Annotated in this window: 22 protein-coding genes and 2 pseudogenes; 11 read left to right on the top strand and 13 right to left on the bottom strand. The window is 70.0% G+C overall.

Annotated elements, in window-relative coordinates; all coding sequences use genetic code 11:
• Window positions 1-48: 48 nt before the first annotated feature.
• The 3 genes from BFN33_RS08545 to BFN33_RS08555 form a co-directional block, all read right to left on the bottom strand.
• Complete coding sequence (locus BFN33_RS08545; RefSeq protein WP_370743269.1) at window positions 49-2,169, bottom strand: FAD/NAD(P)-binding protein; 2,121 nt, start codon at window positions 2,167-2,169, stop codon at window positions 49-51.
• 220 nt (window positions 2,170-2,389) lie between these two features.
• Complete coding sequence (locus BFN33_RS08550) at window positions 2,390-4,069, bottom strand: alkaline phosphatase D family protein (RefSeq protein WP_069759292.1); 1,680 nt, start codon at window positions 4,067-4,069, stop codon at window positions 2,390-2,392.
• A 71-nt stretch (window positions 4,070-4,140) separates the two neighbouring features.
• Entirely contained in the window at window positions 4,141-4,785 is a 645-nt protein-coding gene (locus BFN33_RS08555) for an HNH endonuclease family protein (RefSeq protein ID WP_069759293.1), read from the bottom strand.
• Window positions 4,786-5,128: 343 nt separating this feature from the next.
• Between BFN33_RS08555 and BFN33_RS08560 the strand changes: the two genes are divergently transcribed.
• Window positions 5,129-5,710, top strand: a complete 582-nt coding sequence (locus BFN33_RS08560; RefSeq protein WP_069759294.1) for a TMEM165/GDT1 family protein — start codon at window positions 5,129-5,131, stop codon at window positions 5,708-5,710.
• A 190-nt stretch (window positions 5,711-5,900) separates the two neighbouring features.
• Entirely contained in the window at window positions 5,901-6,569 is a 669-nt protein-coding gene (locus BFN33_RS08565; RefSeq protein WP_069759295.1) for an HAD-IA family hydrolase, read from the top strand.
• A gap of 680 nt (window positions 6,570-7,249) precedes the next feature.
• On the opposite strand, the gene BFN33_RS08570 is transcribed toward BFN33_RS08565, so the two are convergent.
• Window positions 7,250-8,194, bottom strand: coding sequence for a peptidoglycan-binding domain-containing protein (locus BFN33_RS08570; protein ID WP_069759296.1), 945 nt, complete (start codon window positions 8,192-8,194; stop codon window positions 7,250-7,252).
• Window positions 8,195-8,353: 159 nt separating this feature from the next.
• On the opposite strand from BFN33_RS08570, the gene BFN33_RS08575 reads away from it, so the two are divergent.
• The 4 genes from BFN33_RS08575 to BFN33_RS08590 all read left to right on the top strand — a co-directional run bounded on the left by BFN33_RS08575 (window position 8,354) and on the right by BFN33_RS08590 (window position 12,414).
• Window positions 8,354-10,396 carry an MDR family MFS transporter gene (locus tag BFN33_RS08575; RefSeq protein WP_069759297.1) on the top strand — a complete coding sequence of 681 codons (2,043 nt, stop codon included), beginning with the start codon at window positions 8,354-8,356 and terminating at the stop codon, window positions 10,394-10,396.
• A gap of 87 nt (window positions 10,397-10,483) precedes the next feature.
• Window positions 10,484-11,179 (top strand): hypothetical protein, encoded by a 696-nt coding sequence (locus tag BFN33_RS08580; RefSeq protein ID WP_069759298.1) that lies wholly within the window; start codon window positions 10,484-10,486, stop codon window positions 11,177-11,179.
• Window positions 11,180-11,184: 5 nt separating this feature from the next.
• The gene (locus BFN33_RS08585) at window positions 11,185-11,862 is read left to right on the top strand and encodes a hypothetical protein (RefSeq protein WP_069759299.1); all 678 of its coding nucleotides are present in this window, start codon (window positions 11,185-11,187) and stop codon (window positions 11,860-11,862) included.
• A gap of 159 nt (window positions 11,863-12,021) precedes the next feature.
• Entirely contained in the window at window positions 12,022-12,414 is a 393-nt protein-coding gene (locus tag BFN33_RS08590; RefSeq protein WP_069759300.1) for a hypothetical protein, read from the top strand.
• Window positions 12,415-12,424: 10 nt separating this feature from the next.
• Here BFN33_RS08590 and BFN33_RS08595 read toward each other — a convergent pair whose 3' ends face one another.
• Both BFN33_RS08595 and proP read right to left on the bottom strand, forming a co-directional pair.
• Window positions 12,425-13,096, bottom strand: a complete 672-nt coding sequence (locus tag BFN33_RS08595; protein ID WP_069759301.1) for an O-methyltransferase — start codon at window positions 13,094-13,096, stop codon at window positions 12,425-12,427.
• Window positions 13,097-13,182: 86 nt separating this feature from the next.
• On the bottom strand, window positions 13,183-14,547 hold the full coding sequence (gene proP / locus BFN33_RS08600; protein ID WP_069759302.1) for a glycine betaine/L-proline transporter ProP: 1,365 nt from the start codon (window positions 14,545-14,547) through the stop codon (window positions 13,183-13,185).
• A gap of 311 nt (window positions 14,548-14,858) precedes the next feature.
• On the opposite strand from proP, the gene BFN33_RS08605 reads away from it, so the two are divergent.
• Window positions 14,859-16,907 carry a bifunctional glycosyltransferase 87/phosphatase PAP2 family protein gene (locus tag BFN33_RS08605; RefSeq protein ID WP_069759303.1) on the top strand — a complete coding sequence of 683 codons (2,049 nt, stop codon included), beginning with the start codon at window positions 14,859-14,861 and terminating at the stop codon, window positions 16,905-16,907.
• Here the strand turns inward: BFN33_RS08605 and BFN33_RS08610 are convergent.
• Window positions 16,894-18,132 carry a cytochrome P450 gene (locus BFN33_RS08610; RefSeq protein ID WP_069759304.1) on the bottom strand — a complete coding sequence of 413 codons (1,239 nt, stop codon included), beginning with the start codon at window positions 18,130-18,132 and terminating at the stop codon, window positions 16,894-16,896. The two genes, BFN33_RS08605 and BFN33_RS08610, sit on opposite strands and share 14 nt — an antisense overlap.
• Before the next feature lie 253 nt (window positions 18,133-18,385).
• On the opposite strand from BFN33_RS08610, the gene BFN33_RS08615 reads away from it, so the two are divergent.
• Window positions 18,386-19,555, top strand: a complete 1,170-nt coding sequence (locus BFN33_RS08615) for a steroid 3-ketoacyl-CoA thiolase (protein WP_069759305.1) — start codon at window positions 18,386-18,388, stop codon at window positions 19,553-19,555.
• On the opposite strand, the gene BFN33_RS08620 is transcribed toward BFN33_RS08615, so the two are convergent.
• Both BFN33_RS08620 and BFN33_RS08625 read right to left on the bottom strand, forming a co-directional pair.
• On the bottom strand, window positions 19,539-19,721 hold the full coding sequence (locus tag BFN33_RS08620) for a DUF397 domain-containing protein (RefSeq protein ID WP_069759306.1): 183 nt from the start codon (window positions 19,719-19,721) through the stop codon (window positions 19,539-19,541). The genes BFN33_RS08615 and BFN33_RS08620 overlap by 17 nt on opposite strands.
• Window positions 19,702-20,529 carry a helix-turn-helix transcriptional regulator gene (locus tag BFN33_RS08625; protein ID WP_069759307.1) on the bottom strand — a complete coding sequence of 276 codons (828 nt, stop codon included), beginning with the start codon at window positions 20,527-20,529 and terminating at the stop codon, window positions 19,702-19,704. Before BFN33_RS08625 ends, BFN33_RS08620 begins: the two co-directional genes overlap by 20 nt.
• Window positions 20,530-20,621: 92 nt before the next feature.
• Here BFN33_RS08625 and BFN33_RS08630 point away from each other — a divergent pair, with 92 nt between their 5' ends.
• Both BFN33_RS08630 and BFN33_RS08635 read left to right on the top strand, forming a co-directional pair.
• Window positions 20,622-21,014: an ATP-binding protein gene (locus BFN33_RS08630; protein ID WP_256122691.1), complete on the top strand. Its 393-nt coding sequence runs from the start codon at window positions 20,622-20,624 to the stop codon at window positions 21,012-21,014.
• A 286-nt stretch (window positions 21,015-21,300) separates the two neighbouring features.
• A pseudogene (locus tag BFN33_RS08635) lies at window positions 21,301-21,528 on the top strand (hypothetical protein); the annotation flags it as partial.
• A 96-nt stretch (window positions 21,529-21,624) separates the two neighbouring features.
• Here the strand turns inward: BFN33_RS08635 and BFN33_RS08640 are convergent.
• The 3 genes from BFN33_RS08640 to BFN33_RS54210 form a co-directional block, all read right to left on the bottom strand.
• The gene (locus BFN33_RS08640; RefSeq protein WP_069759309.1) at window positions 21,625-22,440 is read right to left on the bottom strand and encodes a hypothetical protein; all 816 of its coding nucleotides are present in this window, start codon (window positions 22,438-22,440) and stop codon (window positions 21,625-21,627) included.
• A gap of 325 nt (window positions 22,441-22,765) precedes the next feature.
• Window positions 22,766-23,137: a hypothetical protein gene (locus BFN33_RS52610; protein WP_141757953.1), complete on the bottom strand. Its 372-nt coding sequence runs from the start codon at window positions 23,135-23,137 to the stop codon at window positions 22,766-22,768.
• Between the two features lie 228 nt (window positions 23,138-23,365).
• On the bottom strand, window positions 23,366-23,494 hold the full coding sequence (locus BFN33_RS54210; protein ID WP_370743270.1) for an RHS repeat-associated core domain-containing protein: 129 nt from the start codon (window positions 23,492-23,494) through the stop codon (window positions 23,366-23,368).
• A gap of 200 nt (window positions 23,495-23,694) precedes the next feature.
• Here BFN33_RS54210 and BFN33_RS49575 point away from each other — a divergent pair.
• A pseudogene (locus BFN33_RS49575) lies at window positions 23,695-23,964 on the top strand (DUF664 domain-containing protein); the annotation flags it as partial.
• A 38-nt stretch (window positions 23,965-24,002) separates the two neighbouring features.
• On the opposite strand, the gene BFN33_RS08655 reads toward BFN33_RS49575, so the two are convergent.
• On the bottom strand, window positions 24,003-26,267 hold the full coding sequence (locus BFN33_RS08655) for a helix-turn-helix domain-containing protein (protein ID WP_069759312.1): 2,265 nt from the start codon (window positions 26,265-26,267) through the stop codon (window positions 24,003-24,005).
• Window positions 26,268-26,359: the final 92 nt, after the last annotated feature.

A 26,359-nucleotide genomic window follows, 5' to 3' on the forward strand; every position in this document is an offset into this window, starting at 1 on the left:
GTTGCCCCAGGGGGATGGAACCGAGTCAGCCATCCACGGTAGGGGCCCCTAATCAATGCTTGCTAGTTCAACATTTGGCCACTCGTTTGCCCCTTTGGTCCCTCCTGTTTCGCTCGCCGTCGCACGTAGAACGGCTCTGGCCACCGCATCGGCGTCCGAAAGCGTGACCGAATCCACCCCTGGCCGGGCGCCCGCCGCGGTCACCCAGTGCACCCCTTCCGTGGGCACACCGAAGGCGAACCGCCTTGCATGAGCCTGTCCTTGACGGTCAATCAGGTGATACGGCCGCCGGGTGACGTCCAGGCCGCCGGTTTCGTAGCCGTCGACGGTGTGCGGCCGGCACTGGCCCGTCTTCAGCATCCGGGCGAGCAGTTCGTCGGCGGTGCGTCGCAGATCGGGCTCCGGAAGACGCGCCTCTATGAGGGTCGTCACGTGTACGGCGGACCCCGGCACCTCGGGCGAGCGGGCCACCCAAGTGCCGTCCGCCTCGCGGACCTCCAGGCGGGGGCCAAGCACCTCCACGGTGCCCGCTTCGATCAGCGCGGTCAGTTCCTCGATGCGGCGGCGGGGCGGGCCGATGGAGAGAAAGGCGTTGAGAGGGGTGTACCAGCGGTCCAGGTGGTCCCGGCGCGACGGGCCCGACAGGCCGCCGTGGTCGACGATTTGCCGCAGTTCGTTGCGCAGGTCACGCAGGACGTCGAGGGCCGCCTTCAGAGGGCCGGCGACGTTGCCGAGCGCGGCCTGGGCGGCGTCCTGGCGCAGATGGTCCAGGAGCCAGTGCCGCCAGCTGCCGGGGTCCGTGAAGGTCTGTCCGGTGTACGGCCGTGAAATGCGGTCCCAGGACCAGCGGTCGGCGTGCGGGACGCCGAACTCGTCCAGTACGGCGGCCTCTTCGGGGCCGCGGTGCTCCGTCGCGAGGAAGCGGTCCCTGAACTCCCTGTTATCGAGGAGGGCTTCGTAGTAGACCGTCTCCACCTCCTTTGCCACCAGCGGCCATATCTCCGTGAGGAAGTCGGGGGCCTCGCCGGAGTCGGCGCGTTTGCGGAAGCGGGCGATCGTCTCGTCGGTGAGGACGAGGGGGAGGTGGCGGCCGTAGGGGCCCTTGGCGTTGTCGCCGCGTGCCTGGTACGGGATGCCGCGGCGCGAACCGGCGTACAGGCGCGGCTCGTTGCCGGAGGAGAGATAGCGCAGGGTACCGGTGCCCGAGCGGACGAAACGGCCACCGCGGCCGGTGGTCAGAAGGGCCATGTGGTCGAAGAAGTTCAGGCCCAGGCCGCGCAGCAGCACCAGCTCGTGCGGCCGGATGCGGGACAGGTCCACGTCGGCAGGGTTGGCGGGCGGGACGTGGTGCAGACCGTGGCGTTCGGCGTGGGCGCTGTGGCCGCGCCGGGGGGCGTCGGCGACGACCGGCAGATGCCCCTGGGCGAGGACCACGGCCGACAGTCCGTGCAGCGCGGTCCCGTCGTCCAGCGTCACCGTCTGCCGCCCGTCGACGGCGTCATCGACCCGCACGGCCCGCGCCGCGTGCACCTCCACGCGCACGGCCTCGGGTGCCTGCCGCACGGTCCGCGCGAACACCCACTCCAGATAACGCCCGTACTGAACACGGCTCGGATAGTCGTCGGGCCCGAGCGGGTCGCCCGGGGTCGAACCCGCGCCGACCCCCGAATCCCCGCCGGACCACGGCACGTGGCGGAGGTCGGGCGCTCCGCCGGTCCGTGCCCGTCCGGCGTGGGGGGACCCGTGGGGCTCCGCCGGTCCGGGGTCGGGGATCCCGCCAAGCTCCGCGGGTCCGGGGTCGAGCATCCCGTCGAATCCCGCCCGTTCGGCACCGGTTTCCGGCCCGTCGTCCCGTCGTGGCTCCTCCTCGGCACTGCACCCTGCCTCCTCCTTCGCCCCCCACCCCCCGCACGCCCACTCGTGCAGGCTCGGCCCCGGGCGTATCGGCCCCGCGCAGTCCACGCTCTCGTCGGTGAACAGGGTGACCTGGGAGGCCACCGTGTTCATCAGGAGGTCCGGGGACTGGGTGGGGCGCCATACGCGGCCGGGGCCCGGTGGGGACGGGTCGATGACGTGGACCGTCAAGTGGGCGCCGGGCGGGAGGAGTTCGGGGGCGGAGGCGCAGAGGCGTTCCAGGACGCTGGTGCCGCGGGGCCCCGCGCCGACCAGGGCGACGGAGACGGGCGCGTGGTCCGTGGTCGGTGCGGGCAAGAGCGGGACTCCCGGGCGTGTGGGGCGCGTGGCGGAGCCGTGGAGCTCCACCGGAAGCGGACGGTCCGCCTCATCATGCCGTCGGGAGTACGGGGTGCCGAGCCCGGAGGGCCTGGACTGTGGGATGCATCACGAGCATCCCGTGCCACAGGCGCAGCAAACGGCCGGAAGGAGCCGATTACCGGGCGAGCCGGGACGCCTCGCGCCCGCTCCCCCCGGTGAGTTCGGACTCCGAGACCGTCACCAGCCGCGTCCGCCCCTGGCCCGACTCCCGCGCCTGGTCCAGCCGCAGCCGCGCCGAACGCCCGCTCAGGGTCAGCGTCATGAGCTGGTTGCCGAACCACGGTCCTCCCGTGTGCCGCCAGGAGACCGGCGGTTGCTCGCAGCCGCCGTGCCGGGCGAGCAGCCGCCCGAGCGCCCGCGCGGTCGCGCTCCAGCCGAAGCGGAAGCCGAACCGGATATAGCTGGGGACGGAGTTGTGCACGGGGGAGCAGGTGAGCTGGAGGACGCGGGCCTCCGGGCCGCCGGAGTGCCACTTCGGCTCGGCCACGTACGCGTGGTGCACGTCCCCCGACAGCACCAGCACCGTCGCCGGCGCCTCGGGCCCCGAGCCCACCTCGGCGATCAGGTCCGCCAGCGCCGCGAAGGACGCCGGGAACGCCGCCCAGTGCTCCAGGTCCGCCTTCCGCCGCAGATCCTCCCCGAACCGGGCCCACCGCGCCCCGCGGTCCCCCCGGCACAGCGCGGCGTCCCACGCCTCGGCGTCGTGCACCAGATGCGGCAGCAGCCAGGGCAGCGACGTGCCGATCAGGAGGTGGTCGTAGGAGGCGCGCTCCTCCAGCACCTGGTCGCGCAGCCACTCGGCCTCGCCGGGGTCCAGCATCGAGCGGTTCTCCTCGTCGAGGACGCGGGCCGCGCGGGAGTCCACCATGAGCAGCCGCGTCCGGCCGAAGTCGCGCCGGTAACTCCAGCGCACGGTGGCCGCGTCGGCCTCCGCCCTGCAGGCGAAGGCGCGCAACTCGTCGGTGCCGTCCGCGGATCGGCGTACGACGGAGTAGAGCGGGTCGGTGTCCAGCGCGGCCGGGGAGAGGTTGCCCAGGTGCTGGTAGACCCAGTACGACATCAGGCCGCTCAGCAGCCGCTCCCGCCACCACGAGACGGTGCGCATGTCCTCGACCCAGGAGGCGGAGGTGTTCCAGTCGTCGATGACGTCGTGGTCGTCGAAGATCATGCAGCTGGGCACGGTGGACAGCAGCCAGCGCACCTCGGGGTCGAGCCAGGACTCGTAGTAGAGGTGGGTGTACTCCTCGTAGTCCGCCACCTGGTTGCCCGGCGGGTCGCTCGGATCGCGGCGTGCGGCCAGCCAGCTCTGGGTGGCCCGGGAGGTCTCGTCGGCGTAGACCTGGTCGCCCAGCAGCAGGAGGACGTCCGGCCGTTCGCCCTCCGGCTCGGCGGCGATACGGGCCGCGAGGGTGTCCAGGGCGTCGGGGCCCACGGGGTCCTTCTCGCCCTTCGGGGGCGCGGCCCAGCGGCAGGAACCGAAGGCGACGCGGACGGTGTCGGTGTCGGCGGGCGTGTGGATGACGGACGGCGGAAACCCCGAGTAGGGGGCGTCGGACAGGGGCCACACGCGCGTGTCGTCCAGGAACACCTCGTACGACCGCTCGGTGTCCGGAGCCAGGCCGTCGACCGGGACGAGCGCGTAGTAGTGGCCCGCGATCTGGAAGGTGGGCGCCTCGCCGCCGGTGCCGTCCGAGCAGCGCACCTCGGCGGTGCACGGACGGCTCGTCTCGACCCACACGGTCGCGGACGAGCCGTCGACGTACCTGAGCAGTGGTCCCAGCCGCAGTTCGGCCACGTGATCCTCCTCCGTCGCCCCGTACGGTACGGAACGGCGGAGGTCCGCGGGGAGGTTCCGTTACGTAATCGTCAGCAGTTGGCGAGGTAGCTCGTGAGCGCGCTCTTCTCCGCGGAGTCGACGGAGAGGTCGTAGTAGTACTTCACCTGGACCCAGGCGCGGACGTAGGTGCAGCGGTACGAGGTGACCGACGGCATCCACTCGGCCGGGTCCTGGTCGCTCTTGGACTGGTTCACGTTGTCCGTGACGGCGATCAGCTGCGGGCGGGTGACGTCGTTGGCGAAGCCCTGACGCTGGGCGGTGGTCCAGGCGCTCGCGCCGGAGTCCCAGGCCTCGGCGAGCGGGACCAGGTGGTCGATGTCGAGGTCGGAGGCGGCGGTCCAGGTGGCACCGTCGTACGGGGAGTACCAACTGCCGCTGGTGGCGGTGCAGGCGGAGTTGGTGACGACGTTCGAGCCGTCCCGCTTGAGGATGTACTCGCGGGTGTTGCAGGTGCCGCTGATGGTGATCCACGTCGGGAACAGGTCGCGGTTGTAGCCGGTGCGGTTCTCGGTGGCCACGGTGAGCGAGGCGAGGTAGGTGCGGGCGGTGGCCGCGCTGACCGGGGTGGGGAGGGCGGCGGAGGCGGTCGGGCCGTTGAGGACCGCGACGGAGGCTATGAGGGCGGTGAGCGCCCCGAGTATGCTGAGCCGTCGACGCGCGTAGAACTTCGACATGCGAACTCCCTTGGGGGACGGGGATGTTGAAGCGCGAGCGATCGAATGCTCGCGGCTCCGCGTTGCGGGGAGGTGTGCGTTCGGTAAGAAGTTAGTGACGTGTACATGACACGACAAGCTTTACGGCGAAACGATCACGTACGATGGATGGCGTTGAAGGGGAGTAGCTCTTCGCCGGACCGTCGACATACTGCTCAGCTCGTCTGAGCCGGCGCCCGGAGGCAGGCCGCGTGCGGCCCGCCAGCGAGACCTTCGGCCAGTAGTGCACTGACTGTGTGCTGCCGTGCCGAGGCGTCGTTTCGCGAACACTCTCGGTGGGGCGGCCCCGACCGATTGAGGAACCTTGATCAGCTTCACCGTGACGGCCGTCGTGTTCGGCGTCGTCTTCCTCGCCGAACTGCCGGACAAGACCGCGCTCGCCGGCCTGGTCCTCGGCACCCGTTACCGTGCCTCCTACGTCTTCGCGGGCGTCGCCGCCGCCTTCGCGCTGCATGTCGCGCTCGCCGTGGCGGCCGGCAGCGTGCTGACCCTGCTGCCGCAGCAGATCGTGCAGGCGGTGACCGGCGTGCTCTTCCTCGGCGGCGCGGCCGTGCTGCTGTTCAAGAAGGACGACGGCGACGAGGAGATCCGCAACCCCGAGGACCAGTCGTTCTGGAAGGTCGCCGGGGCCGGGTTCATGCTCATCCTGGTCGCCGAGTTCGGTGACCTGACCCAGATCATGACGGCGAACCTCGCGGCCCGTTACGACGACCCGCTCTCCGTCGGTCTCGGCGCGGTGCTCGCGCTGTGGGCGGTGGCCGGTCTCGGCATCGTCGGCGGAAAGGCCCTGATGAAGCGGGTCCCGCTCAAGCTCATCACCAAGGTCGCGGCGCTGCTGATGCTGGCGCTCGGGCTGTGGAGCCTGTGGGAGGCCGTGGCCGGATGAGCTGAACGGTGGGTGAACTGTTCGGGCGGATTCCCGGGGATGGTGGCGGGAACCGGCCCGATTTTGTACCGTGGAGAAACAAAGTGGCTCCCGCTCGTTTTCCCTGACCGGCGGGCGGGGCCGCCTTGTTCCTTCGGGGGTGCGGGGGAGACCCCTCCGAAGCCCCACGTCCCGCGTCCTGGAGCTGCCGATGACGGCCACCGCCGCCCCCACCGTGCTCAACGCCCGCGCCCTCCTGCTCGACATGGACGGCACCCTCGTCAACTCCGACGCCGTCGTTGAGCGCATCTGGCGCCGCTGGGCCGAACACCACGGGCTGGACGCCGACGAGGTCATGAAGGTCGTCCACGGCCGCCAGGGGCACGCGTCGATGGCGGTCCTGCTGCCCGACCGGCCCATGGAGCAGAACCTCGCGGACAACGCGCGCATGCTCGCGGAGGAGACCGCCGACATGGACGGTGTCGTGGCGATACCGGGGGCGCCCGAGTTCCTGGCCGCGCTGCGGGGGCTGCCCCACGCGCTGGTGACCTCGGCCGACGTCCCGCTGTCCACGGCCCGGATGGCCGCCGCGGGACTGGGACTGCCCGATGTCCGGGTCACCGCCGAGTCCGTGGGGGCGAGCAAGCCGGACCCCGAGGGCTTTCTGAAGGGTGCGGCGGAACTGGGCGTCGCGCCCGCCGACTGCATCGTCTTCGAGGACTCCGGGGCGGGAATCGCCGCCGGGAAGGCCGCCGGGATGAGGGTAGTGGGAGTCGGCGAGCGAGCCGCGGTGCACGGGCCGGACGTGGTGGTGGCGGATCTGACGCAGGTGCGGATCGAGGCGGGGGAGGACGGCACGATTCGGCTCACCGTCGGGTGAGTCCCCTCCTGGGTCTCCGTCGGGTGGTCCCCGGTCCCGGCCAGGTGGACTCCTCCCGGCTCACCGTCGGGTGAGTCCCCCTCCCGGGTCCCTGTGGGGGGCGGATTCCCCCTCGGGTGGATTGACCCGGGTCTCCGTCGGGTGACCGCCGGTCCCGGCCGGGTGGACTCCTTCCGGCTCACCGTCGTGTGAATCCCCCCGGGACTCCGTCCGGCAGATCCCCAGCCGGCCCCCGCCGGGCCCGTACCCGGAGAACGGCCTACGGCTCAGTGGTCTCCGACTCCGGCCGCTGCCGGGTCACCGGGTCGTACACCCGGTGCTCCGCCACCTGCATCCCCCGGGGACTCCGTCCGGCAGGCCCCCAGCCGGCCCCCGCCGGGCCCGCACCCGGAGAACGGCCTACGGCTCAGTGGTCTCCGACTCCGGCCGCTGCCGGGTCACCGGGTCGTACACCCGGTGCTCCGCCACCTGCATCCCCCGGGGACTCCGTCCGGCAGATCCCCTGCCGACCCCCGCCGGGCCCGCACCCGAAGAACCATCTACGGCTCAGTGGTCTCCGACTCCGGCCGCTGCCGGGTCACCAGGTCGTACACCCCGTGCTCCGCCACCTGCATCCCCCCGGGACTCCGTCCGGCAGATCCCCAGCCGGCCCCCGCGCCCGCCCGCACCCGAAGAACCACCTACGGCTCAGTCGTCTCCGACTCCAGCCGCTGCCGGGTCACCAGGTCGTACACCCCGTGCTCCGCCACCTGCATCCCCCGCTGCCACTGATACGCGGAGACCGCGTCCTCGACCCCCTCGTTGTAGTGCCCGCTCGCCTTGCGCGAGTACAGCCCGACCTGGGTGAGCCGCAGCTCGAGCTCGACGACCTCCGGGCCCTCGGACCCGCGCCGCAGAACCTGCGGAGCCGCCTCGCGCCCCGCGTCGGACCCGGCCGCCGAATCCGTCGGGGCGGAGGCCGTCGGGGTCGCCGAGGGCGCGGCGGACAGTGACGGGCTGGGCGAGGCGCTGGACCTCGACGGGGACGGGGAGGCCGACGGGCTCGCGCTCGCCGTGGCGGACGGGGGTGCGGAGGACGGCCGTACGGACGGGGTGGCCGTGGACGGGGACGCCGTCGCCGCGGTCGTCGTCGCATCGGGGACCGCCGGCCGTACGTCACCCCCAGCCGCCTCGTCCCGCACCGGCGACTCGTATGTGAACAGCCCGCCGGCGAAGGCGGCCGCGGCGGCCACCGTCACGACCGCCCCGGCGGTGGCGAGGAGGACGGTACGGCGTCGGGTGCGGTGCGTCGGCCCGTCGGGGGTCCGGCCGGGCGCGGAGGGGCCGGCGTCCACGTCGAACAGGTTCAGGTCGGTGCGGCTCGGGGTGGCCGGCGGCGGTGCCGGCACGCGCAGCGGCATCGTGGCGTCCGGCGCGGTGGCCTTCGGCACCGGTGCGGTCTCGTCGTCCAGCTCCACGTACGGCCGTATGCGCAGCGGATCGAAGTCCTCCGCCGCGGCCGCATCCGCCGTGCGTGCGTCCCGCAGTGCGTCCGACGCGCGCTGGGTGCACCCGCAGGACGGGGTGTTGTCGGCCCCTCTCGGTGCCCCGCACTCCGGGCACCGATGACCGTTCGACTCCGCCATGTGTTCGTCCCTCCCCTCACAAACTCCAGCGATTATGCATAACCCCTCCACAGCCGCCTTTGGGAAGCCCCCGGAATACCGGCTTCCAATAGGACTCAACAGGCCATAACCGGTCACACCGATCACGATGGAGAGGAAACGAGAGCCCCAGGAGGTTTCATGGCCGCGCACGCGCACGGTATGACGGGGAATGTGAGAGACGGGCAGGAACAACACGTCTCCGGCAACGTCCTCGTCTCGATCGGGGCCCTGCTCCTCGGGATGCTGCTCGCCGCGCTCGACCAGACGATCGTGTCCACCGCGCTGCCCACGATCGTCAGCGATCTCGGCGGTATGGAGCATCTGTCGTGGGTGGTGACCGCGTATCTGCTGGCGTCCACGGCCGCTACGCCGTTGTGGGGCAAGCTCGGGGACCAGTACGGGCGCAAGCGGCTGTTCCAGACCGCGATCGTGATCTTCCTGATCGGATCCGCCCTGTGCGGCATGGCCCAGAACATGCCCCAGCTGATCGGCTTCCGGGCCCTGCAGGGGCTGGGCGGCGGTGGGTTGATGGTGTTGTCGATGGCGATCGTCGGCGACCTCGTCCCGCCGCGTGAACGAGGGCGCTATCAGGGGCTGTTCGGGGCGGTGTTCGGGGCGACGAGTGTGCTCGGGCCGCTGCTGGGCGGGCTGTTCACCGAGCATCTGAGCTGGCGGTGGGTGTTCTACGTCAACCTTCCGGTGGGCGTGGTCGCGCTGACCGTGATCGCCGTGGTGCTGCGGATTCCCCGTAAGTCGAGGAAGCACGTCATCGACTACCTGGGGACCTTCCTCATCGCCGCCGTCGCCACGTGTCTGGTGCTGGTGGCCTCGCTGGGCGGGAACACCTGGGCGTGGGGATCGCCCCAGATCGTCGGGCTCGCGGTGCTGGGGGTGCTGCTGGCGGTCGTGTTCGTGGGGGTCGAGCGGCGGGCCGCCGAGCCCGTGCTGCCCCTGAAACTGTTCCGGGTGCGGACCTTCACCCTGTCCGCCGTCATCAGCTTCATCGTCGGGTTCGCGATGTTCGGGGCCCTGACCTATCTGCCCACCTTCCTCCAGGTGGTGCACGGTGTCTCACCGACGATGTCCGGGGTGCACATGCTGCCCATGGTGCTCGGGCTGCTGGTGTCCTCGACCGTGTCCGGGCAGATCGTCAGCCGAACAGGGCGGTGGAAGGTGTTCCCGGTGGCCGGGACCGGGGTCACCACGCTCGGGCTGCTGCTTCTGCACCGGCTCGACGAGCACAGTTCCACCTGGGTGATGAGCGTCTGCTTCTGCGTGTTCGGGCTGGGGCTCGGGCTGGTCATGCAGGTGCTCGTGCTGATCGTGCAGAACGCCGTGTCGTACGAGGACCTCGGCGTCGCCACGTCCGGCGCGACCTTCTTCCGGTCCATCGGGGCGTCCTTCGGAGTCGCCATCTTCGGGACGGTCTTCGCGAACCGGCTCGGGGACAAGCTGGCCGAGGCCCTGCGCGGGGCTCAACTGCCGCCCGGGGTCTCGGTGTCGGGGATCGAGGCCGATTCCCGGGGGCTCGCGGAGCTGCCGGGCTCGCTGCGGTCCGAGGCACTGCACGCGTACGCCTCGTCGATCACCGACGTCTTCCTCTACGCCGCACCCGTCGCGTTTCTCGGCTTCGTGCTCGCGTGGTTCCTCAAGGAGGACCCGCTGCGGGGGTCGGTCACCGCACCCGACGTCACGGAGACGCTGGCCAGCAACCCCGTGGAACGGTCGTCGTACGACGAGGTGTGCCGGGCCTTGTCGGTGCTGGGGACCCGGGAGGGGCGGCGGGAGGTCTACCGGGACATCACCACGCGGGCCGGGTACGACCTGTTGCCCGCGTCGAGCTGGCTGGTGCTGCGGATGCGGAGGTACGGATGGGTGGAGCCGGCGCTGCTCGCCGAGCGCACGTCCGTGCCGCTGAGCGCGATCATCGAGGCGGCGCGGCAGGTGGAGGGGCGGGGGCTGGCGTCGCGGCAGGGGCTCGATCTGGCGCTCACCGAGACCGGCGAGGAGGTCGCCGCGCGGCTCGCGGGGGCCCGGGAGGCGTCGTTGGGGGAGCTGCTGGGGGACTGGTGGGGGCCCGATCGGCCCACTGATCTGACCCAGCTGGTGAGGGATCTGAACGACGAGTTGTGCGGCTCCGACCGGGAACAGCCGCGCGAGGGGCCCGCGGCGCGGATGTGAGGCGGCGCCTGCCTGGTCAAGGCCCGATCGCCGCCTGCACACATGCGGAGACGGTTTGAACAAACCGTTCAGGGCAACCCGACACACATGTCAACAGGCCTGATCATCGCACTGATCGTGATCGTGGCGGCCGTCCTGATAGTGGCGGCCGTCCTGACCCGGCGTGGCCGGGGACCGCAGCACGGCCGGGGCCTGAAGCGACGCTTCGGGCCCGAGTACGACCGCGCCGTGGCCCGGCACGACGGGGACGAGAAGGCCGCCGAGCGCGAACTCACCGAGCGCGTGGAGCGGCACGGATCCCTGCGCGAGCAGCCACTGGAACCGGCGGAGCGTCAGCGGTACGAGGACCGCTGGACGGCCGCCCAGGAACGCTTCGTCGACTCTCCTCGTGAGGCCGTCGCCGAGGCGGACCGGCTGCTCGCCGAGCTCGCCAAGGCCCGGGGCTTCCCGGACGGCGGGCAGTACGAGGAACAGTTCAACGCGCTGTCCGTGCACCACGCGCACCATGTGCACGGCTATCGGCGGGTGCACGCGGTGGCCGGTGCCGGCACCAACGCCCGGCAGGACGGCGACGGCCGGACCGACACCGAGGAGATGCGCGCCGCCATGGTGGAGGCGCGGGCCCTCTTCGAGGACCTCGTCGGCCCGCCGCGGAGCCGCGAGGAGTCCCGTACGTCCACCGACGAGTCCCACCTGCGCGCGGGTCAGCCCCGCGACGGTCGCAACGACGGCCGGGGGCACCTGCCGTGGGCATTCAACAGGCGTCACGCGAAGGGGAGTTGAGCGACATGACGGATGCCGTGAGCGGGGCGGGCGAGGAACGCAAGGGCCGGACCGCAGGCGAGCCCTCGGGTGCTCGCAGCCCGATAGTGGCTCCCACCGAGACCGAGGCACCGGACGCCCGGGGGTCCGTGACGGGACGCCCGGCGGGTGTGCCTCGTGGTGCGGAAGAGGACCGTGGGGGCCGTGGGGAGCGTCGTGAGTCCATACCGGGTGCGATGACGCCTCCGGGGCGGGGTGACGAGGGCGGCTTCGGCGCCGACTCGGTCCCCGGCCGCGACAAGGCCTCCGGCCTCGGTCGTGGGACCGAGCGGGGGCGGGACGCCGGTTCCGACACCGTCGGCGGCCTCGGAACCGGTGTGGGCGGGTCCTCGAGCCCCGCGAGCCACGAGGCCCGGCTGCTGCCGCACGAGGAGTGCGACAAGCTCAGCACGCGCCTCCAGCACGCCGTCGCCGGGTTCGTGGACGAGCCCCGGTCCGCCGTCGAGGAGGCCGACCACGTGCTGGAGGAGGTCGCCGCCCGGTTCACCGATGCGGTGAAGCAGCGTCGGCGCACGCTGCGCAACTCCTGGCAGACCGGCGAGGGCGGCCGGGACGACAAGGCGGCCGGCGCCGGCGACACCGAGCAACTCCGGCTGGCGCTTCGGGACTACCGCGAGCTGACGGAGCGGCTGCTGCACAGCTGAGAGCATCGTCCATGTGTACGACCGGCCTGTCGCCCGAAGTCGGGTGGCAGGCCGGTCTTGGGTTGCCTTGCACCGGACACGGCCGTGCCGGGCGATTTATCATGCGGCGGCGGTGGGCCAACGGGGCTGCCGCGCAAGGACCCTTCAGGAGGAGCGCACGTGCTCGAACTCACCATGGCCGTCGTCACCGCGGCGGAGGAGGGTGCCACGGCCGGGATGCAGATGGCCGAGGCGCCCAGTGACCCGGGCACCGTGCTGCGGGTGGGCCGGGACAAGTCCGTGTGCCGGCTCGCGACACCCGACGACTGGCTGTTCGTCTCCCGGGTGCACCTGGAGTTCCTGTGCGGGCCCGAGGGCGTCTGGCAGGTGACCTGGCTCCAGGGCTCGCAGCCCGATCCCTCGTCCGAGGTACAGCTGGTGGCCGGCGCCTACGCGCAGCCGCTGGTCTACGGCGGCTCGGTGACACTGCCCCGGGGCGGCAACGGCGAGATCGTGATCCGGGACCGCACCGCCCCGCGCAGCGTCAACGTCGGCTTCTACCACGAGGTGTGAGGGTGCCGGGTCACGGCAGCACGCGGGCCAGCGCGAAGCCGTCGTAGCCCTTGGTGCCCACCGTCTGGATCGCGGTGGCGCTCAGCCTCGGGTGCCGCCCGATCAGTTCGAGCGCGGTGCGGGTGCCCTGGACGTCGGCGGCGGGGTTGCCGGGATCGGCCACCCGGCCGCCCCGTACGACGTTGTCCACCACGATCAGGCTGCCCGCGCTGGTGAGCTTGAGCGCCCACTCCACGTAGTGCGGGTTGTTGCCCTTGTCGGCGTCGATGAAGACCAGGTCGAAGGGGGGCGGATTCTCGTCGGCGAGCTGGGGCAGCGACTCCAGGGCGGGGCCGACCCGCACCTCGGCGATCTTGTCGAGGCCCGCGCGGGCGATGTTGCGGGTCGCGACCTCGGCGTTGACCGGGCTGTACTCCAGTGAGACCAGACGGCCGTCGGCGGGCAGGGCGCGGGCCAGCCAGATCGTGCTGTAGCCGCCGAGCGTGCCGAGCTCCAGGATCGTACGGGCGCCCTGGATCTGGGCCAGGAGCTGCAGGAGCTTGCCCTGTGGTGCCGTCACGGCGATGGACGGCAGCCCGGCGGCCTCGCTGTCGCGCTGGGCCGCCCGGAGGACGTCGTCCTCCGGCGCCAGATGGGTGGTGAAGTAGTCGTCGACGTCGTCCCAGAGCTTCGACTGGCTCATGCACCTGTGCCTTTCATATGTCTAGTTAGAGCAGCTAACTAGTTGCGCTAACGAATATAGTCCGGCACCCGGTCCCTGTCAGGGGATTACCGCTGCGGCGGCGAGCCCGGCAGCGGCCGGCCGGCCGACTCCGTCATGAACCACACCGCCACGCCGCCGATCACGGCCGCGGCCATCATGTAGTAGGCGGGCATCATCATGTTCCCGGTCACGCCGATCAGGGCCGTCACCACCAGCGGGGTCGTGCCGCCGAAGAGGGACACCGAGATGTTGAAGCCGACCGAGAGGGAGCCGTAGCGCACCCGGGTCGGGAAGAGGGCCGGGAGGGCCGAGGGCATCGCCGCCGTGAAGCAGACCAGGAGCAGGCCCAGCGCGCCCATGCCGAGCGCGATGGCGAACAGGCTGCCCTGACGGATCAGCAGCAGGGCCGGTATCGAGAGCAGCAGGAAGCCCGCGCAGCCCGCGGCGATCACCGGGCGGCGGCCGACCCGGTCGCTCAGGGCGCCCGCGAAGGGCTGGACGATCATCATCAGCGCCATCACGGCGAGGACGACGAGCAGGCCGTGCGTCTCGTCGTACTTGAGCTCGCTGGTCAGATAGCTCGGCATGTACGACAGCAGCATGTAGTCGGTGACGTTGAAGACCAGGACCAGGCCCACGCAGAGCAGCAGCGCCCGCCACTGGCCGGTGATCATCTCCCGCAGCGGGACCTTCGGGCGGCTCGACTCGGCCTTCTCGGCCTCGGCCGCGAACGCCGGGGTCTCCTCCAGGCGCAGCCGCAGATAGAGGCCGATGACGCCCATCGGGCCCGCGATCAGGAACGGGATGCGCCAGCCCCAGGACACCAGGTCCTCGGTGGACAGCAGGGCCGTCAGCACCGTGACCAGACCGGCGCCGGCGATGTAACCGGCCAGCGTGCCGAACTCCAGCCAGCTGCCGAGGAAGCCGCGCTTCTTGTCGGGCGCGTACTCGGCGATGAAGGTGGACGCGCCCGCGTACTCACCGCCGGTGGAGAAGCCCTGGACCAGACGGGCGGCCAGGAGCAGCAGCGGGGCGCCGACGCCGATCGTGGCGTACGACGGGATCAGGCCGATGGCGAAGGTGCCGGCCGCCATCATGATCATGGTCACGGCGAGGACCTTCTGGCGGCCCACGCGGTCGCCCAGCGGGCCGAAGACCAGGCCGCCGAGCGGGCGGACCAGGAAGGCCGCGGCGAAGGCGCCGAACGTCGACAGGAGCTGGGCGGTCGGATTGCCGGACGGGAAGAAGACCTTGCCCAGGGTGACGGCGATGTAGCTGTAGACGCCGAAGTCGAACCACTCCATGGCGTTGCCCAGCGCGGCGGCCTTGACGGCACGCTTCACGAGGGCCGGGTCGACCACGAGGGCATCGGGGGTCTCGGGGTCGCGAGGGGCGTGGACAGGATGGGTGACAGCTGCGGCACTCGGCAAAACTTCGCTCGCCTGCCTTTCGACGGGGACAAGGGCAAAAAGCGACCATAGGTGGACTTGCCGGGTTTACGTAATGCTCAGGTCCGGTCGCGGAGCGTGCATAAATGTGCTGTATGCAGGTATCCCGTGCCTGATCAGGGACGCGTCTTCCCACGGCCCGTGTGATCCATCTCGCGCCCTGGTCGAGCAACGGAACTCGCCGCGGACTATCGTCATTCGGACAAATGGAGGGAGACGTCAGGTGAAGCGGGGGTTGCCTGCGTCCTTCCTCTCGGACGCATGGCACGACCGGAATTGAGAGGCCGCGAGGCGTGGCGAATGCGGAGCACAGTGGGACCACGGAAGTCCAGGCGCGGCTGCGCGCGGCCAGGCTGGCCCTGTGGCTGGTGGCCGCCGTTCTCGCCGTCAGACAGGTGGCCGTCGTCCTCAGTACCCCCAGAGGCGAGCGGCTGACGGACCTGGAGACCTGGGTCGGTCCGGACGGTGTCCTGCATGTGAAGGGTTCGCTGTACGACTCGACGCAGTTCACCGGTACCCCGTTCGGGGGACTCGTCCTGAAGCCGCTCACCCGCGCCGCCGAACAGGCTCTCGGCTGGGGCTGGACCTTCGGCACCCTGCTCCTGGTCGTCGCCCTCGGCCTCGTCGCCGCCCGCGCCCTCCCTCAGCCGGTCGACCGCCGCACCTCCCTGCTCGCCGCGCCGGTCGCGATCAGCCTGCTCATGCTGTCGCTGCCCGTGCGCAACACGCTCTACCTCGGGCAGACCAGCATCATGCCGGTCCTGCTGGTCCTGGTCGCCTGCTTCGTCGTACGGGGTGAGCGGCTCAGCGGCCTGCTCATCGGTCTCGCCGCCGCCCTCCAGCCCACCGTCCTGCTCTTCGCGCCCCTGCTCTGGTTCACCGGCCGCCGCCGGGCCGCCCTCACCACGGCCGCGACCTTCGCCGCCGGCACCGCGCTGGCCTGGGCCGCGCTGCCGCACGACTCGTACACCTACTGGGTGCACCACATCGCGGGCACCGGACTCGGCGGGCCCGCCGACGACCTCTCCAACCAGTCCCTGCACGGCCTGCTGCTGCGTCTGGGGGCGACCGGACCGCTGGAGGTCTCCCTCTTCCTGGTCCTCGGCGTGGCCGTGGCCGCGCTGGGCGTGCGGCGGGCCGTGCGCTACGCCCGCGACGGCCAGCTGCTGCTCGCCGTCGCGATCACCGGCTGCGCGGCGATCGCCGTCTCGCCGACCACCTGGCAGCACCAGCTGCTGTGGGTGCTGCTCGCGGTCGTCGGGCGGGTCGGCAAGCGCGCCTCCGACCGGTACGTGTGGCCCGTGGCCGTCGTCGTGGTGATGACCCTCCCGGCGTCGATGATGCTGCCGCACATCTCAGCGCTGTACACCCTGCGGGACAACGTGGTGCTGCTGGCCGCGCTCGCCGCCGCCACGGTGATCCCCTTCCTGTCGCGGACCTCGCCGTACTACCAGGTGCCGATCCCCACGGCGTACGCCGCACCGGTGCCCGCGCGGTTGCGGCACGTGCCGCTGCTGCCGTTCCTGCGGCGGGTGCTGACCCGGCCGAACCTGCTGCTCGAACTGCTGCTGATTCGTGTCACCTACGCCGCCTACCAGCAGGTCAGACTCGCGGCCACCGGCGGAACCAACTCCGCGGGGCGGGCCACCGCCGAGGAGCACGGCCGGCAGGTCCTCGACATCGAGCGCTGGCTGCACCTCGACATCGAGCACTGGGCCAACCACGCGGTCGTCAAGGTCGACTGGCTGCGGGACTTCTTCGACTTCTACTACGAGTCCTTCCACTTCGTGGTGCCGCTGAGCGTGCTGGCCGTTCTGTACTGGCGGCGGCCGGGGGACTACCGGTGGGCCCGGGCCTCGCTCGGGTTCGCGACCCTGCTGGCCCTCGTCGGATTCTGGCTCTACCCGCTGGCACCACCACGGCTCATGCCGGGGCTGGGGGTCATCGACACCGTGCACGGCGTGCAGGACTTCTCCAAGCCGGACTACGGCACGCTCACCGCCCTGACCAACCAGTACGCGGCGATGCCCTCGCTGCACTTCGGGTGGTCGCTGTGGTGCGGGGTCGTCATCGCGATCATCGCGCCCCGGTGGTGGATGAAGGGACTCGGGCTGCTCCACCCGCTGTTCACCGTCTCGGCGATCGTGGCCACCGGTAACCACTGGGTGCTGGACGCGGTCGGGGGTGCGGTTGTGGTCGCCGGCGGGTTCGGGTTGTCGTATGTGTTCCAGGGGCCGCGGGCCCGGGTGCTCGCGGTGGCGGCGCGGCATGCCGAAGAACGGGCCGACGGCCTCGTGGAGCCGTCGGCCCGGGGCGCCGGGACAAGGGTCAACCCAGGGTGACCTGAAGTTCCTTGACTCCGTTGATCCACGCCGAGCGCAGACGGCGGGGGTCGCCGGCCGCGCGGAGGTTCGGCATGGCGTCGGCGATCGCGTTGAAGATCAGGTCGATCTCCAGCACCGCCAGGGACTTGCCGAGGCAGTAGTGCGGGCCTCCGCCGCCGAAGCCTAGGTGCGGATTGGGGTCGCGGGTGATGTCGAAGACGTCCGGGTTCTCGAAGACGTCGGGGTCGTGGTTGGCGGCGGCGTAAAAGATGCCCACGCGGTCGCCCTTCTTGATCTGCTTGCCGCCCAGCTCCGTGTCCTGGGTGGCCGTGCGCTGGAAGGAGTTGACCGGCGTGGCCCAGCGGACGATCTCCTCCGCCGCCGTCGAGGGGCGCTCGGCCTTGTAGAGCTCCCACTGGTCGGGGTGGGTGAGGAAGGCGTGCATCCCGTGGGTGATGGCGTTGCGGGTCGTCTCGTTTCCCGCGACCGCCAGCATCAGCACGAAGAAGCCGAACTCGTCGGAGCCCAGGTTGCCTTCGTCCTCCGCCGCCACCAGGGTCGTGACGATGTCCTTCGCCGGGCACTGCTTGCGGTCGGCCGCCATGTTCATCGCGTAGGCGATGACCTCCATGGCCGACTGCTGGCCGACCTCCTCGCTGATCGCGTACTCCGGATCGTCGTACGAGATCATCTTGTTGGACCAGTCGAAGATCTTCGCCCGGTCGTCCTGCGGGATGCCGATGAGCTCGGCGATGGCCTGGAGGGGCAGTTCGCAGGCGACCTGGGTGACGAAGTCGAAGGAGCCGCCGGGCTGGGCGCGCGCGGCCTCGACGATCGCGAGGGCGCGGTTGCGGAGACGTTCCTCCAGGGCGCGGATGGCCCTCGGGGTGAACACGCGCTGGACGATTCCGCGGACGCGGGTGTGCTCGGGCGGGTCCATGTTGAGCAGGATCAGCCGTTGCGCGTCGATGGCGTCGCGATCGATGCGTTCGTTGAAGCGGATGATCGCCGTGTTGAGGTACGACGAGAAGATCTCCGGGTGGGTGGAGACGTACTTGACGTCCGCGTGCCGGGTGACCGCCCAGTACCCCTCGTCCTGGAAGCCGGCGACGTTCCCCGGCTGGGGGATCCAGCGCACCGGTTCGGCCCGGCGCAGTTCGGCGAACTCCGGCAGCGGTACGCGACTTTGCAGCAGGTCGGGGTCGGTGAAGTCGAACCCGTCGGGAAGCGCTGGACACGACATCGGCAACTCACTCCAGCCGTTCGACAGCTTTCTGACGGCCCATCAGGAACAGAGCTGCCGTGAAGGTAATAACGGGTTCTACAAGTGGCAAGGGGCACGGAGCCCTCAATTGTGTGCACGACCCTTGCGGTGGCGGGCGGCTCGTCCGCAGACTGCAAGGCAGCGCGAAGTAGAACACGTACTAGTTCTGCGTGGTTCTGTCTGTGTTCTACGGAACTTCCATGGATCCGTTCGGAGGAGAGGACCCGCACCCATGGCCGCCGAACCCGTGATCGTCGAAGCCGTCCGCACTCCCATCGGCAGGCGCGGCGGCGCGCTCGCCAATCTGCATCCCGCCTATCTGCTGGGCGAGACCTACCGTGAACTCCTCGGCCGCACCGGCATCCCCGCCGACGCGGTGGAACAGATCGTCGGCGGCACGGTCACCCACGCCGGCGAACAGTCCATGAACCCCGCGCGCACCGCCTGGCTGACCGTCGGGCTGCCGTACGAGACGGCGGCGACGACGGTCGACTGCCAGTGCGGCTCGTCCCAGCAGGCCTCCCACATGGTCGCCAACATGGTCGCGGCCGGGGTCATCGACGTCGGCATCAGCTGCGGTGTCGAGGCGATGTCCCGGGTGCCGCTGGGGTCGGGGTCGAAGCACGGGCCCGGGAAGCCGTTCCCGGACGAGTGGAACGTCGACCTGCCGAACCAGTTCGAGGCGGCCGAACGCATCGCCCGCCACCGGGGGCTGACCCGCGAGAACGTCGACTCGCTCGGTCTGATCTCACAGGAGCGGGCGGCCGTCGCCTGGTCCGAGGAGCGCTTCAAGCGGGAGACGTTCGCGGTGCAGGTGCCGACCACCGAGGACGAACAGCGTGCCGGGCAGGGCATGTGGCGTCTGGTCGACCGGGACGAGGGCCTGCGCGACACGTCCATGGAGGCACTGGCGGGCCTCAAGCCGGTCATGCCGACCGCGATCCACACGGCGGGCAACTCCTCCCAGATCAGCGACGGCGCCGCGGCGATCATGTGGGCGTCGAAGCGGATGGCGCGGGCGCTGAAGCTGAAGCCGCGGGCCCGGATCGTGGCACAGGCGCTGGTCGGGGCCGACCCGCACTTCCACCTCGACGGTCCGATCGACGCGACCCGCGCGGTGCTCGGCAAGGCGGGCATGTCCCTGAAGGACATCGACCTCGTCGAGATCAACGAGGCCTTCGCCTCGGTGGTGCTCAGCTGGGCCCAGGTCTTCGAACAGGACCTGGAGAAGGTCAACGTCAACGGCGGCGCGATCGCGCTCGGGCACCCGGTGGGATCCACCGGCGCCCGGCTCATCACGACGGCGCTTCACGAACTGGAGCGCGTGGACAAGGAGTTCGCGCTGATCACGATGTGTGCGGGGGGCGGCTTGGCCACCGGCACGATCATTCAGCGTTTGTAGACGTCCAGTTGACGAAGGTGGCGAAGGCGGCGGGGTCGATCGTGAGCATCGGTCCCGCCGGGGTCTTGGAGTCGCGGACGGCCACGGTGGCAGGAGTCTCGGCGATCTCTACGCAGTTGCCGCCCTGGTCGCCGCTGTACGACGACTTACGCCAGGTGGTCTCCATAGCGCTCCTCCATCACTCGCCGGATCAGCCCCGCAGATTCCCTGAGGGAGAGCGCGGCGGCCTGAAGATGATCGTAACGGAGCGAGCAGTCCCTGACGGTGTCCGGGTTCGCGGTCGGATGCCCGCTGCCGTACCCCTCGGTGTAGACGATGCTCGGGTCGGTCAGGAAACGGTAGAGGTCGAACGAGCCTTGTAGTCCTGTGTGCGCTCCGGCCGAGAAGGGCAGGACCTGGATGTTGATCCGGGGGCTGTCCTCGAAGGCCAACAGATGAGCCAGTTGGCCCTTCATGGTTTCCGGGCCGCCGATCTCCTGATGCAGCGCCGCCTCACTGATGACGGCCCAGAAGACCGGTGGTTCCTCCTTCTCGAAGATGCTCCGGCGGGCCAGGCGTACGGCGGTGCGGTCGTCGAGGTTGCTCTGATCCAGCACGCCGAGTACGGCACGGGCGTAGGCCTCGGTCTGCAGTAGGCCGTGGATCATGTGGGTCTCGAAGGAGTAGATCTCGGTGGCCCGCGCCTGGAGTTCCGCAACCTGCCTGAACCAGGCGGGCAGTTGACTGCGCAGCACCAGGTCGACGAGCCGGGTCAGCAACCCGTCCGACCCCAGCGCCGCGTCCGCCCGTTCGCTGAACTCCGGTGTCGGGACCTTCCTCGCCGTCTCGATCTGCCCGACCAGTGAGCCGGTGTAGCTGAGGATGTCGCCGAGTTGACGCTGGGTCAGGTGGGCGGCTTCTCGGAGGCGGCGCAGCTCGAAACCGTAGTAGTCGCCGGGCGAGGCGCCGGGGTCGAGGGAGTGAATGCCGGTCACGCGGGGTCCCCTCTCGGGTAACTGGGTCCACGGCTCAACCAGTTGTGTCCGTTCGATAGCCCAGCGTAGTCATGCGAGGTCACGCTCGTCCCGTGAACTCCTACATTCCCCAGTGGCGCCTGTCCCTCACCGCGGGCGAACACTCCGCCCGCCACATCCGCCGGATCGTCCGCTCGCTGCTGGACGAGTGGGGGCTGTCCCCGCTGTGCGACGCCGTCGAGCTCGGCGTGACGGAGCTGGTCGCCAATGTCGTACGCCATGTGCCGGACCGTCGGTGTGTGGTGCTGGTGCTGCGACTGGAGACCGGTGTTCGGGTGGAGGTCGCGGACGGGGTGCCCGAACTCCCGCTTTCTCCGGCCGAGTTGGACGCGGAGGCCGAACATGGTCGTGGACTGGTGCTGCTGGACGCCGTCGTGGACAAGTGGGGTGTGGGGCCGAGATCGGGTGGCGGAAAGAGGGTCTGGTTCGAGTGTGTTGAAAGCTGACCAATTGGTCATGTGCGCGTAAGTGTTAGACCTTCTGGACGCCACGGGCACAGGTGGTGAAGACGTACGCGTCTCAGACGCGCCCTCCTGATGCTCTGCGCCGTGATCGCACTGCTGACCACCCCCGCGCAGAGCCCAGCACTCTCAGAGTGAAAGCCGTCGGGCGACTCAATGCCGAAGAACTGAACCTGGTGAAGCACGGGCCGGGCGCAAGGTCAGAACAGTGCGTGGGACCGGCGAAGGAGTGCCGCACCTGAGACCTCATCATGGACTCGTGACTACGTGGATGCGCTGCTACTGGGAAGAGGAAGACGTCTGGTTCTACTTCGAGGTGAACGCCGAAGGCTGGGTGACCCGGCAGATCGAGCTCCAGGGCCCTGAACTGACGCCGATCGCAGCTGCCTCCCTCGACGAATGGCAGCAGGCCCATGAAGCGGGCCTCCTCGACGCATACGACAACAGGTTCGGCATCACAGCTGAACTACCCGTCTCAGAGTGGGAAGGGCATGATCCGATTCATCCCTTTGCGTAGACGCAAGAGAAGAAACTTGGCCTCCCTGCTCCTCCGCCTGCAGCAAGCCCGATTTCTTTCTCTGTCTGGGACCGGGATTCAGCGCACCTGACCAGCATCTCGTAGCACGAAGCGGAGGTTGGGGTGGGCCGGATCCGGGAGGGGTTCGCCCTCCGGCAGCACCGGGGCGAGCGCCAGGAACACCCGTTCCATCACCTGCTCCGTGTATCCGGCCAATGTCTCCGAAGCCTGCAGCAGCACCCCGCCCGACCGTAGCGGAATCACTTTGTGAAAGGCCCCTGACGCCTCCAAAGCTGTGCTCCCACCGAGGCGCACCGACAGTTCCTGAGGACACACCATCACCCAGGCATAGCCTCGAAGGACCTGACGGCCAGCTCGCAGAGACGTGCGCCTCTTTCGACGGAGCCCGGCATCGAGATTGGTGGAATCGTTGAAGTCGTTGAGTTCGATACGGGCAAAAGCTGGATTGCTGCCTTGCAGTGCTTCCTGCAGGAACGCCACCAGTCCGGCACATTCACTGGCGTCGTTCAGAGAATTCAGGGCGACGCGCGCCGAGGCCAGCCAGAGGGACCCATCGGTGAGTACGTGGTTGGTGCGCGCCCCAACCAATTCAGTGTTGCCGGTCGAGTAGTCGACGTCGGCCCACCAGGGAAACGTAGCGAGGCACTGCTCGAAATGCCCCCACTTGTCGCCGACCTTGGTAAAGAGCTCAGACGAGCCGTCGATGTCCTGCGTGACCAGAGCGCGAGAGACCACTCTCGAGTCGCCTTTCGGCTCTGCCGCCTCCAAGTCGACAAAAAGATGGGACCGGGCAGCCCTGAACCATTGAATCAGTGATTCACCCGGCTCGACGGCCGCATCGAGATCGAATGTGGCCTCCAGATAGACATCCATCTCAGATACCCTTCAGACATTTCCTATGGATCTCAGGAACACGCACCACCAAAGATGCAAGCCGGCCCCTGCGAGAAAATCTTCCCCAACCCCGAAACTATGACGATGACAGCTGCCGATACGCCGTAAGTCTTTGGATCCCTCTGTGGCGAATAACCATTGACAGGCGGACCCGGGTACGGGCTGGGGGTCGCCGTCGGTGTACGCGTGGGTTCTGTCACCGGAGTCCCGGGACTTGGTTCAGACGAGGGACCCGGCGTGGGAGTTCTGGTGCGTCTGCGGTCTGTCCCGTAGTACCCCTCATCCCTGGTGAGCGCTCCTCAGATCACACTCGCCCCTTGCCTTGACCCGAGTTGAACACCTGGGCAGGCAGGTAGGGGCCACGCTCCACGTCGCGATCGTCGCCCATCTTGTCGAAGTGAGCCTGAAGTTTGGTGACATATCGTGTGAGGTCCACCGGTCCCTCCTTCCTTCCATACTCGCTCTCCGCGCCGTTCGGCTTGACCTCCCAGATGTAGACCGTGTCCTTGGTCCAGAGGACCACGTCGGCATACCCCTTGTTCTTGTTGTTCTTACCGTCACTGGCTCCCGGAACAGCATTGGCCTCGTGACCGCCGGTACCGATGTCGACGGTGACGTACGCGTCGATATTGTGCTGCTTGGCCCAGGTAGCAGCAGCGAAGCCACTCGCGCACACTGCCGCGTTGTGCGCGGAGCCCTGGAAGGCCAGGCAGTTGCCGAGGTTGGTCTGCCCGTTGTTGCGGACGATCGTCGTCCCTTGCTTGCCTTTGCCCGTGGTGTCGTCCGAGCCGTCATCACCCGGCGTGTTGAACGGTGTCTCGGCCGTGTTCTGTCCGTACCCCTGGCAGATGTCCTTCGGGCACAGCCCGGTGGGGTCGCTCGTGGTGATGGGGCTGTTGTTCGCTTAGGCGTACCCGTTCATCTGCAGCGGATCCGCGATGTCGAACACCGGGTCGGCCGAGACGAAGCGGCCCGTGTTCTGGTCGTACTCGCGGGCCCCCATGTGGGTCAGGCCCGTATTGGTGTCGTCGATGCCGACGCCGAGGTAGGTGTGTTGGTTGGGCCAGCTGTTCGGCTGACCCGACGGGCGAACACCCCCCTCAGGCCACCCATCGGGTGCGCTGCTGTCACGGCAAGTGGTGCCAGCGCACCCGTGGTTTGCTCAGTACCCATGCCTTGGCATCGTGGGACCCCAGTCCCTTGCGTGGGTCGCGCCCCGTGCGGATCCAAGTGATGTTCCTCGGCGAGGCGGATGAGGCGCCCTGGACGGAGGAGGACCCTGACCGGGACACGCGCATCGCCATGGAGACGCCGTTGGCCCAACTGATTGCTCCATATGAGCAGCAGAGCGCCCGTTACGAGACTCTTCTGAACGCCCTCGACCTGGACTCGACGGCCAAGCAGCCCAACGGCTCCGGCACACACGTCACCCTTCGCTGGGTGATGCTGCACCCGGTCGAAGAAACGGCCCGGCACAACGGTCACCTCGACATCCTGCGCGAGCTGGCGGACGGGACGACAGGCGTCAGACACCAACCGGTTTACCCGACGGCCTCGATCGCCCCCGCCGTCTCCGCCGCAGACTCCGTGTCGCCGACCGCCGTGAACAGTTCGTACGCCCGCGTGAGGTGTTCGCGGGCCTCGCGGAGTTCGCCGCAGTGGCGTAGGGCCGTCGCCAGGCCGGTGAGGGACTGGGCGTGGAAGCGGTCGAGGTTGCCGTGGGCGAGGGGGGCGGTGACGGTGCGGTAGGCCGCCGCCGCCTCGGGCCATCGTTCGAGGGCCAGCAGGTCGTTCGCGATCTCGTGGCGGAGCAGGGCCTGGATGTACTCGTTCAGGCCGGGAACATCCCCGGCGGAGGTGTCGAGCAGGGTTCGGTGGAGGGTCAGCGCCTCCTCGGCTCGGCCGGATTGGCGCAGCGCCTTGCCGAGGACCCGCTGGGAGACCGCCTTCCCGGCGGCGTCGCCGACGGCCTCGAAGAGCCGGGTGGCCTTCGCGGCGGCCTCCGCGGCCTCCGCGGGCCGCAGGCCCAGACAGGCACCGCTGATGTAGGACCACGCCCAGGCCTGCTGGCCCTCGTCGCCGACCTCGATCGCCAACTCCAGGGCTCTGCGGGCGAGTTGTTCCGCCTGTTCGTACTGGTACGCGCCGACCCCGTGGGCCCAGGCCAGACAGTTCAGCTGGTGGGCCTCGGCCGCCCGGTCCCCGACGGCGGCCGCGGACCGGGCGCCGTAAGAGAAGAGGGTCCGCCACTCGGGCCACTGGCTCCAGCGGTCGGAGAACCAGTACAGGGTGCGCGAGGTGTGGAGGACCTCCGCGTGCCGGCCCGCCGCGTACATCAGGGGCAGGGCGCCCGCCCAGTTGGAGCGTTCGGTGGTCAGCCACTCCTCCGCCTCCGCCGCGGACTCGGGGGCAAAGGCGGCGGTCGCCCCCGGCCACGGCTCCGGCGCGCCCGGTGCCTCGAACATCCGGCCCGCCGCCGAGGCCGACCGCAACAACCAGTCCGCCATGCGCAGTTGGACCTCCCGCGCCACCGACTCGGGCTCCTCGCCGTCGAGTCGTTCGCGCGCGAAGAGCCGTACCAGATCGTGGAGGGCGTACCGGCCGGGTGCCGTCTCCTCCAGCAGGCCCCGGTCGACCAGGAGGTCGAGAGAGTCCCCGGTGGTGAACGGGTCCTCGCCGGTCAGGACCGCGGCGAGGTCGGGGCCGGTGTCATGGCCGGGGAGCAGGGCGAGGCGGCGCAGCAACAGCCGGTGCGGCGGCGTGAGTTGATCGTAGGAGAGGGCGAGCGCGCCGCGTACGGCGAGGTCGCCCGCGATCAGTCCGCTCAACCGGCTTTCTTCGTCCGCGAGTTGGCTCACCAGGCGGGCCGGGGTCCAGCTCGGGCGGCTGGAGAGGCGGTTGCCGACGATGCGCAGGGCCAGCGGGAGGTGTCCGCACAGTTCTGTCAGGCGGGTGATCGCCTCGGACTGTCCGTCGGTGCGCGGGGCGCCGAGGATCCGCTTCAGGAGGGTCGCCGACTCCCCGCCGCTGAGCCCGCCGAGCCTGATCCGCCGTACGCCTTCCAGACCGGCCAGCGGCCGTCTGCTGGTGACCAGCACGAAACTGCCCTCGGCGTCCGGCAGCAGCGGTCTTGTGTGGATCTCGTCGGCCGCGTCGTCGAGGACGACCAGCGTCCGCCGGGTGGCGAGCATGGCCCGGTAGACGGCCTCCCGGGCCACCGGGTCGACCGGGATCCGGTCGGGCGGGTGGCCGAGCGCCACGAGCAGGAGGACCAGCGCCTCGGCGGCCGGCAGCGGGGAGTCGCTCATGCCGTGCAGCTGGACGCAGACGCTGCCGTCCGGGAAGGAGCCGGACAGGCGTCGTACCGCTTCCGCCGCGAGCGTCGTCTTGCCCTGTCCGCCCGGCCCGAAGAGCACCGCTGCACGCGTGCGGGTGCCGGTGGCGAGGGCCTGCAGTTCCGCCAGCTCGTGTTCCCGGCCGGTGAAGTCCGGGACGGTGCGCAGGAGATACGGCGGGTTCGGCGGGCCCCCGCGTTCCCGGCCGGCGTCGGCGAGCCGCTGGAGGCGCTCGCGCTGTTCGGCGTCGAGCCGGAGGGCGGCGGCGAGAGCGTCGACGGTACGGCGCTGCGGTCCCCGGCTGCGGCCGCGCTCCAGGTCACCGAGCGCGCGGACGCTGACCCCGGACGCCCCGGCCAGGTCCTCCAGGGTGAGCCGGGCGGTCCGGCGCAGGGAACGCAGCATCACGCCGAAGGCTGTGCCGCCGCGGGGCGCCTCGGTCTGCGGGACTTCAGAAGGGTGTCTGGTCATCACGACAATTAGAACAAGCGCCCCCCACTTAGTTTCGCCTGTCCTTCTGCCTGGTGCCGCGCGGTCACTCCTGGTGAGCTGGGAGCTCCGCT

It is taken from the genome of Streptomyces sp. LUP47B (assembly GCF_001746295.1).
GTDB lineage: Bacteria > Actinomycetota > Actinomycetes > Streptomycetales > Streptomycetaceae > Streptomyces.

What these genes read in the sequence shown, in the direction of transcription:
- BFN33_RS08595 (WP_069759301.1), bottom strand. Translation starts at nt 13,096, where the DNA reads ATGAGCCAGTCGAAGCTCTGGGACGACGTCGACGACTACTTCACCACC.
- BFN33_RS08655 (WP_069759312.1), bottom strand. Translation starts at nt 26,267, where the DNA reads ATGACCAGACACCCTTCTGAAGTCCCGCAGACCGAGGCGCCCCGCGGC.
- BFN33_RS08580 (WP_069759298.1), top strand. Translation starts at nt 10,484, where the DNA reads ATGTCAACAGGCCTGATCATCGCACTGATCGTGATCGTGGCGGCCGTC.
- BFN33_RS08640 (WP_069759309.1), bottom strand. Translation starts at nt 22,440, where the DNA reads ATGGATGTCTATCTGGAGGCCACATTCGATCTCGATGCGGCCGTCGAG.
- BFN33_RS08615 (WP_069759305.1), top strand. Translation starts at nt 18,386, where the DNA reads ATGGCCGCCGAACCCGTGATCGTCGAAGCCGTCCGCACTCCCATCGGC.
- BFN33_RS08585 (WP_069759299.1), top strand. Translation starts at nt 11,185, where the DNA reads ATGACGGATGCCGTGAGCGGGGCGGGCGAGGAACGCAAGGGCCGGACC.
- BFN33_RS08570 (WP_069759296.1), bottom strand. Translation starts at nt 8,194, where the DNA reads ATGGCGGAGTCGAACGGTCATCGGTGCCCGGAGTGCGGGGCACCGAGA.
- BFN33_RS08620 (WP_069759306.1), bottom strand. Translation starts at nt 19,721, where the DNA reads ATGGAGACCACCTGGCGTAAGTCGTCGTACAGCGGCGACCAGGGCGGC.
- BFN33_RS08575 (WP_069759297.1), top strand. Translation starts at nt 8,354, where the DNA reads ATGGCCGCGCACGCGCACGGTATGACGGGGAATGTGAGAGACGGGCAG.
- BFN33_RS08555 (WP_069759293.1), bottom strand. Translation starts at nt 4,785, where the DNA reads ATGTCGAAGTTCTACGCGCGTCGACGGCTCAGCATACTCGGGGCGCTC.
- BFN33_RS08565 (WP_069759295.1), top strand. Translation starts at nt 5,901, where the DNA reads ATGACGGCCACCGCCGCCCCCACCGTGCTCAACGCCCGCGCCCTCCTG.
- BFN33_RS08610 (WP_069759304.1), bottom strand. Translation starts at nt 18,132, where the DNA reads ATGTCGTGTCCAGCGCTTCCCGACGGGTTCGACTTCACCGACCCCGAC.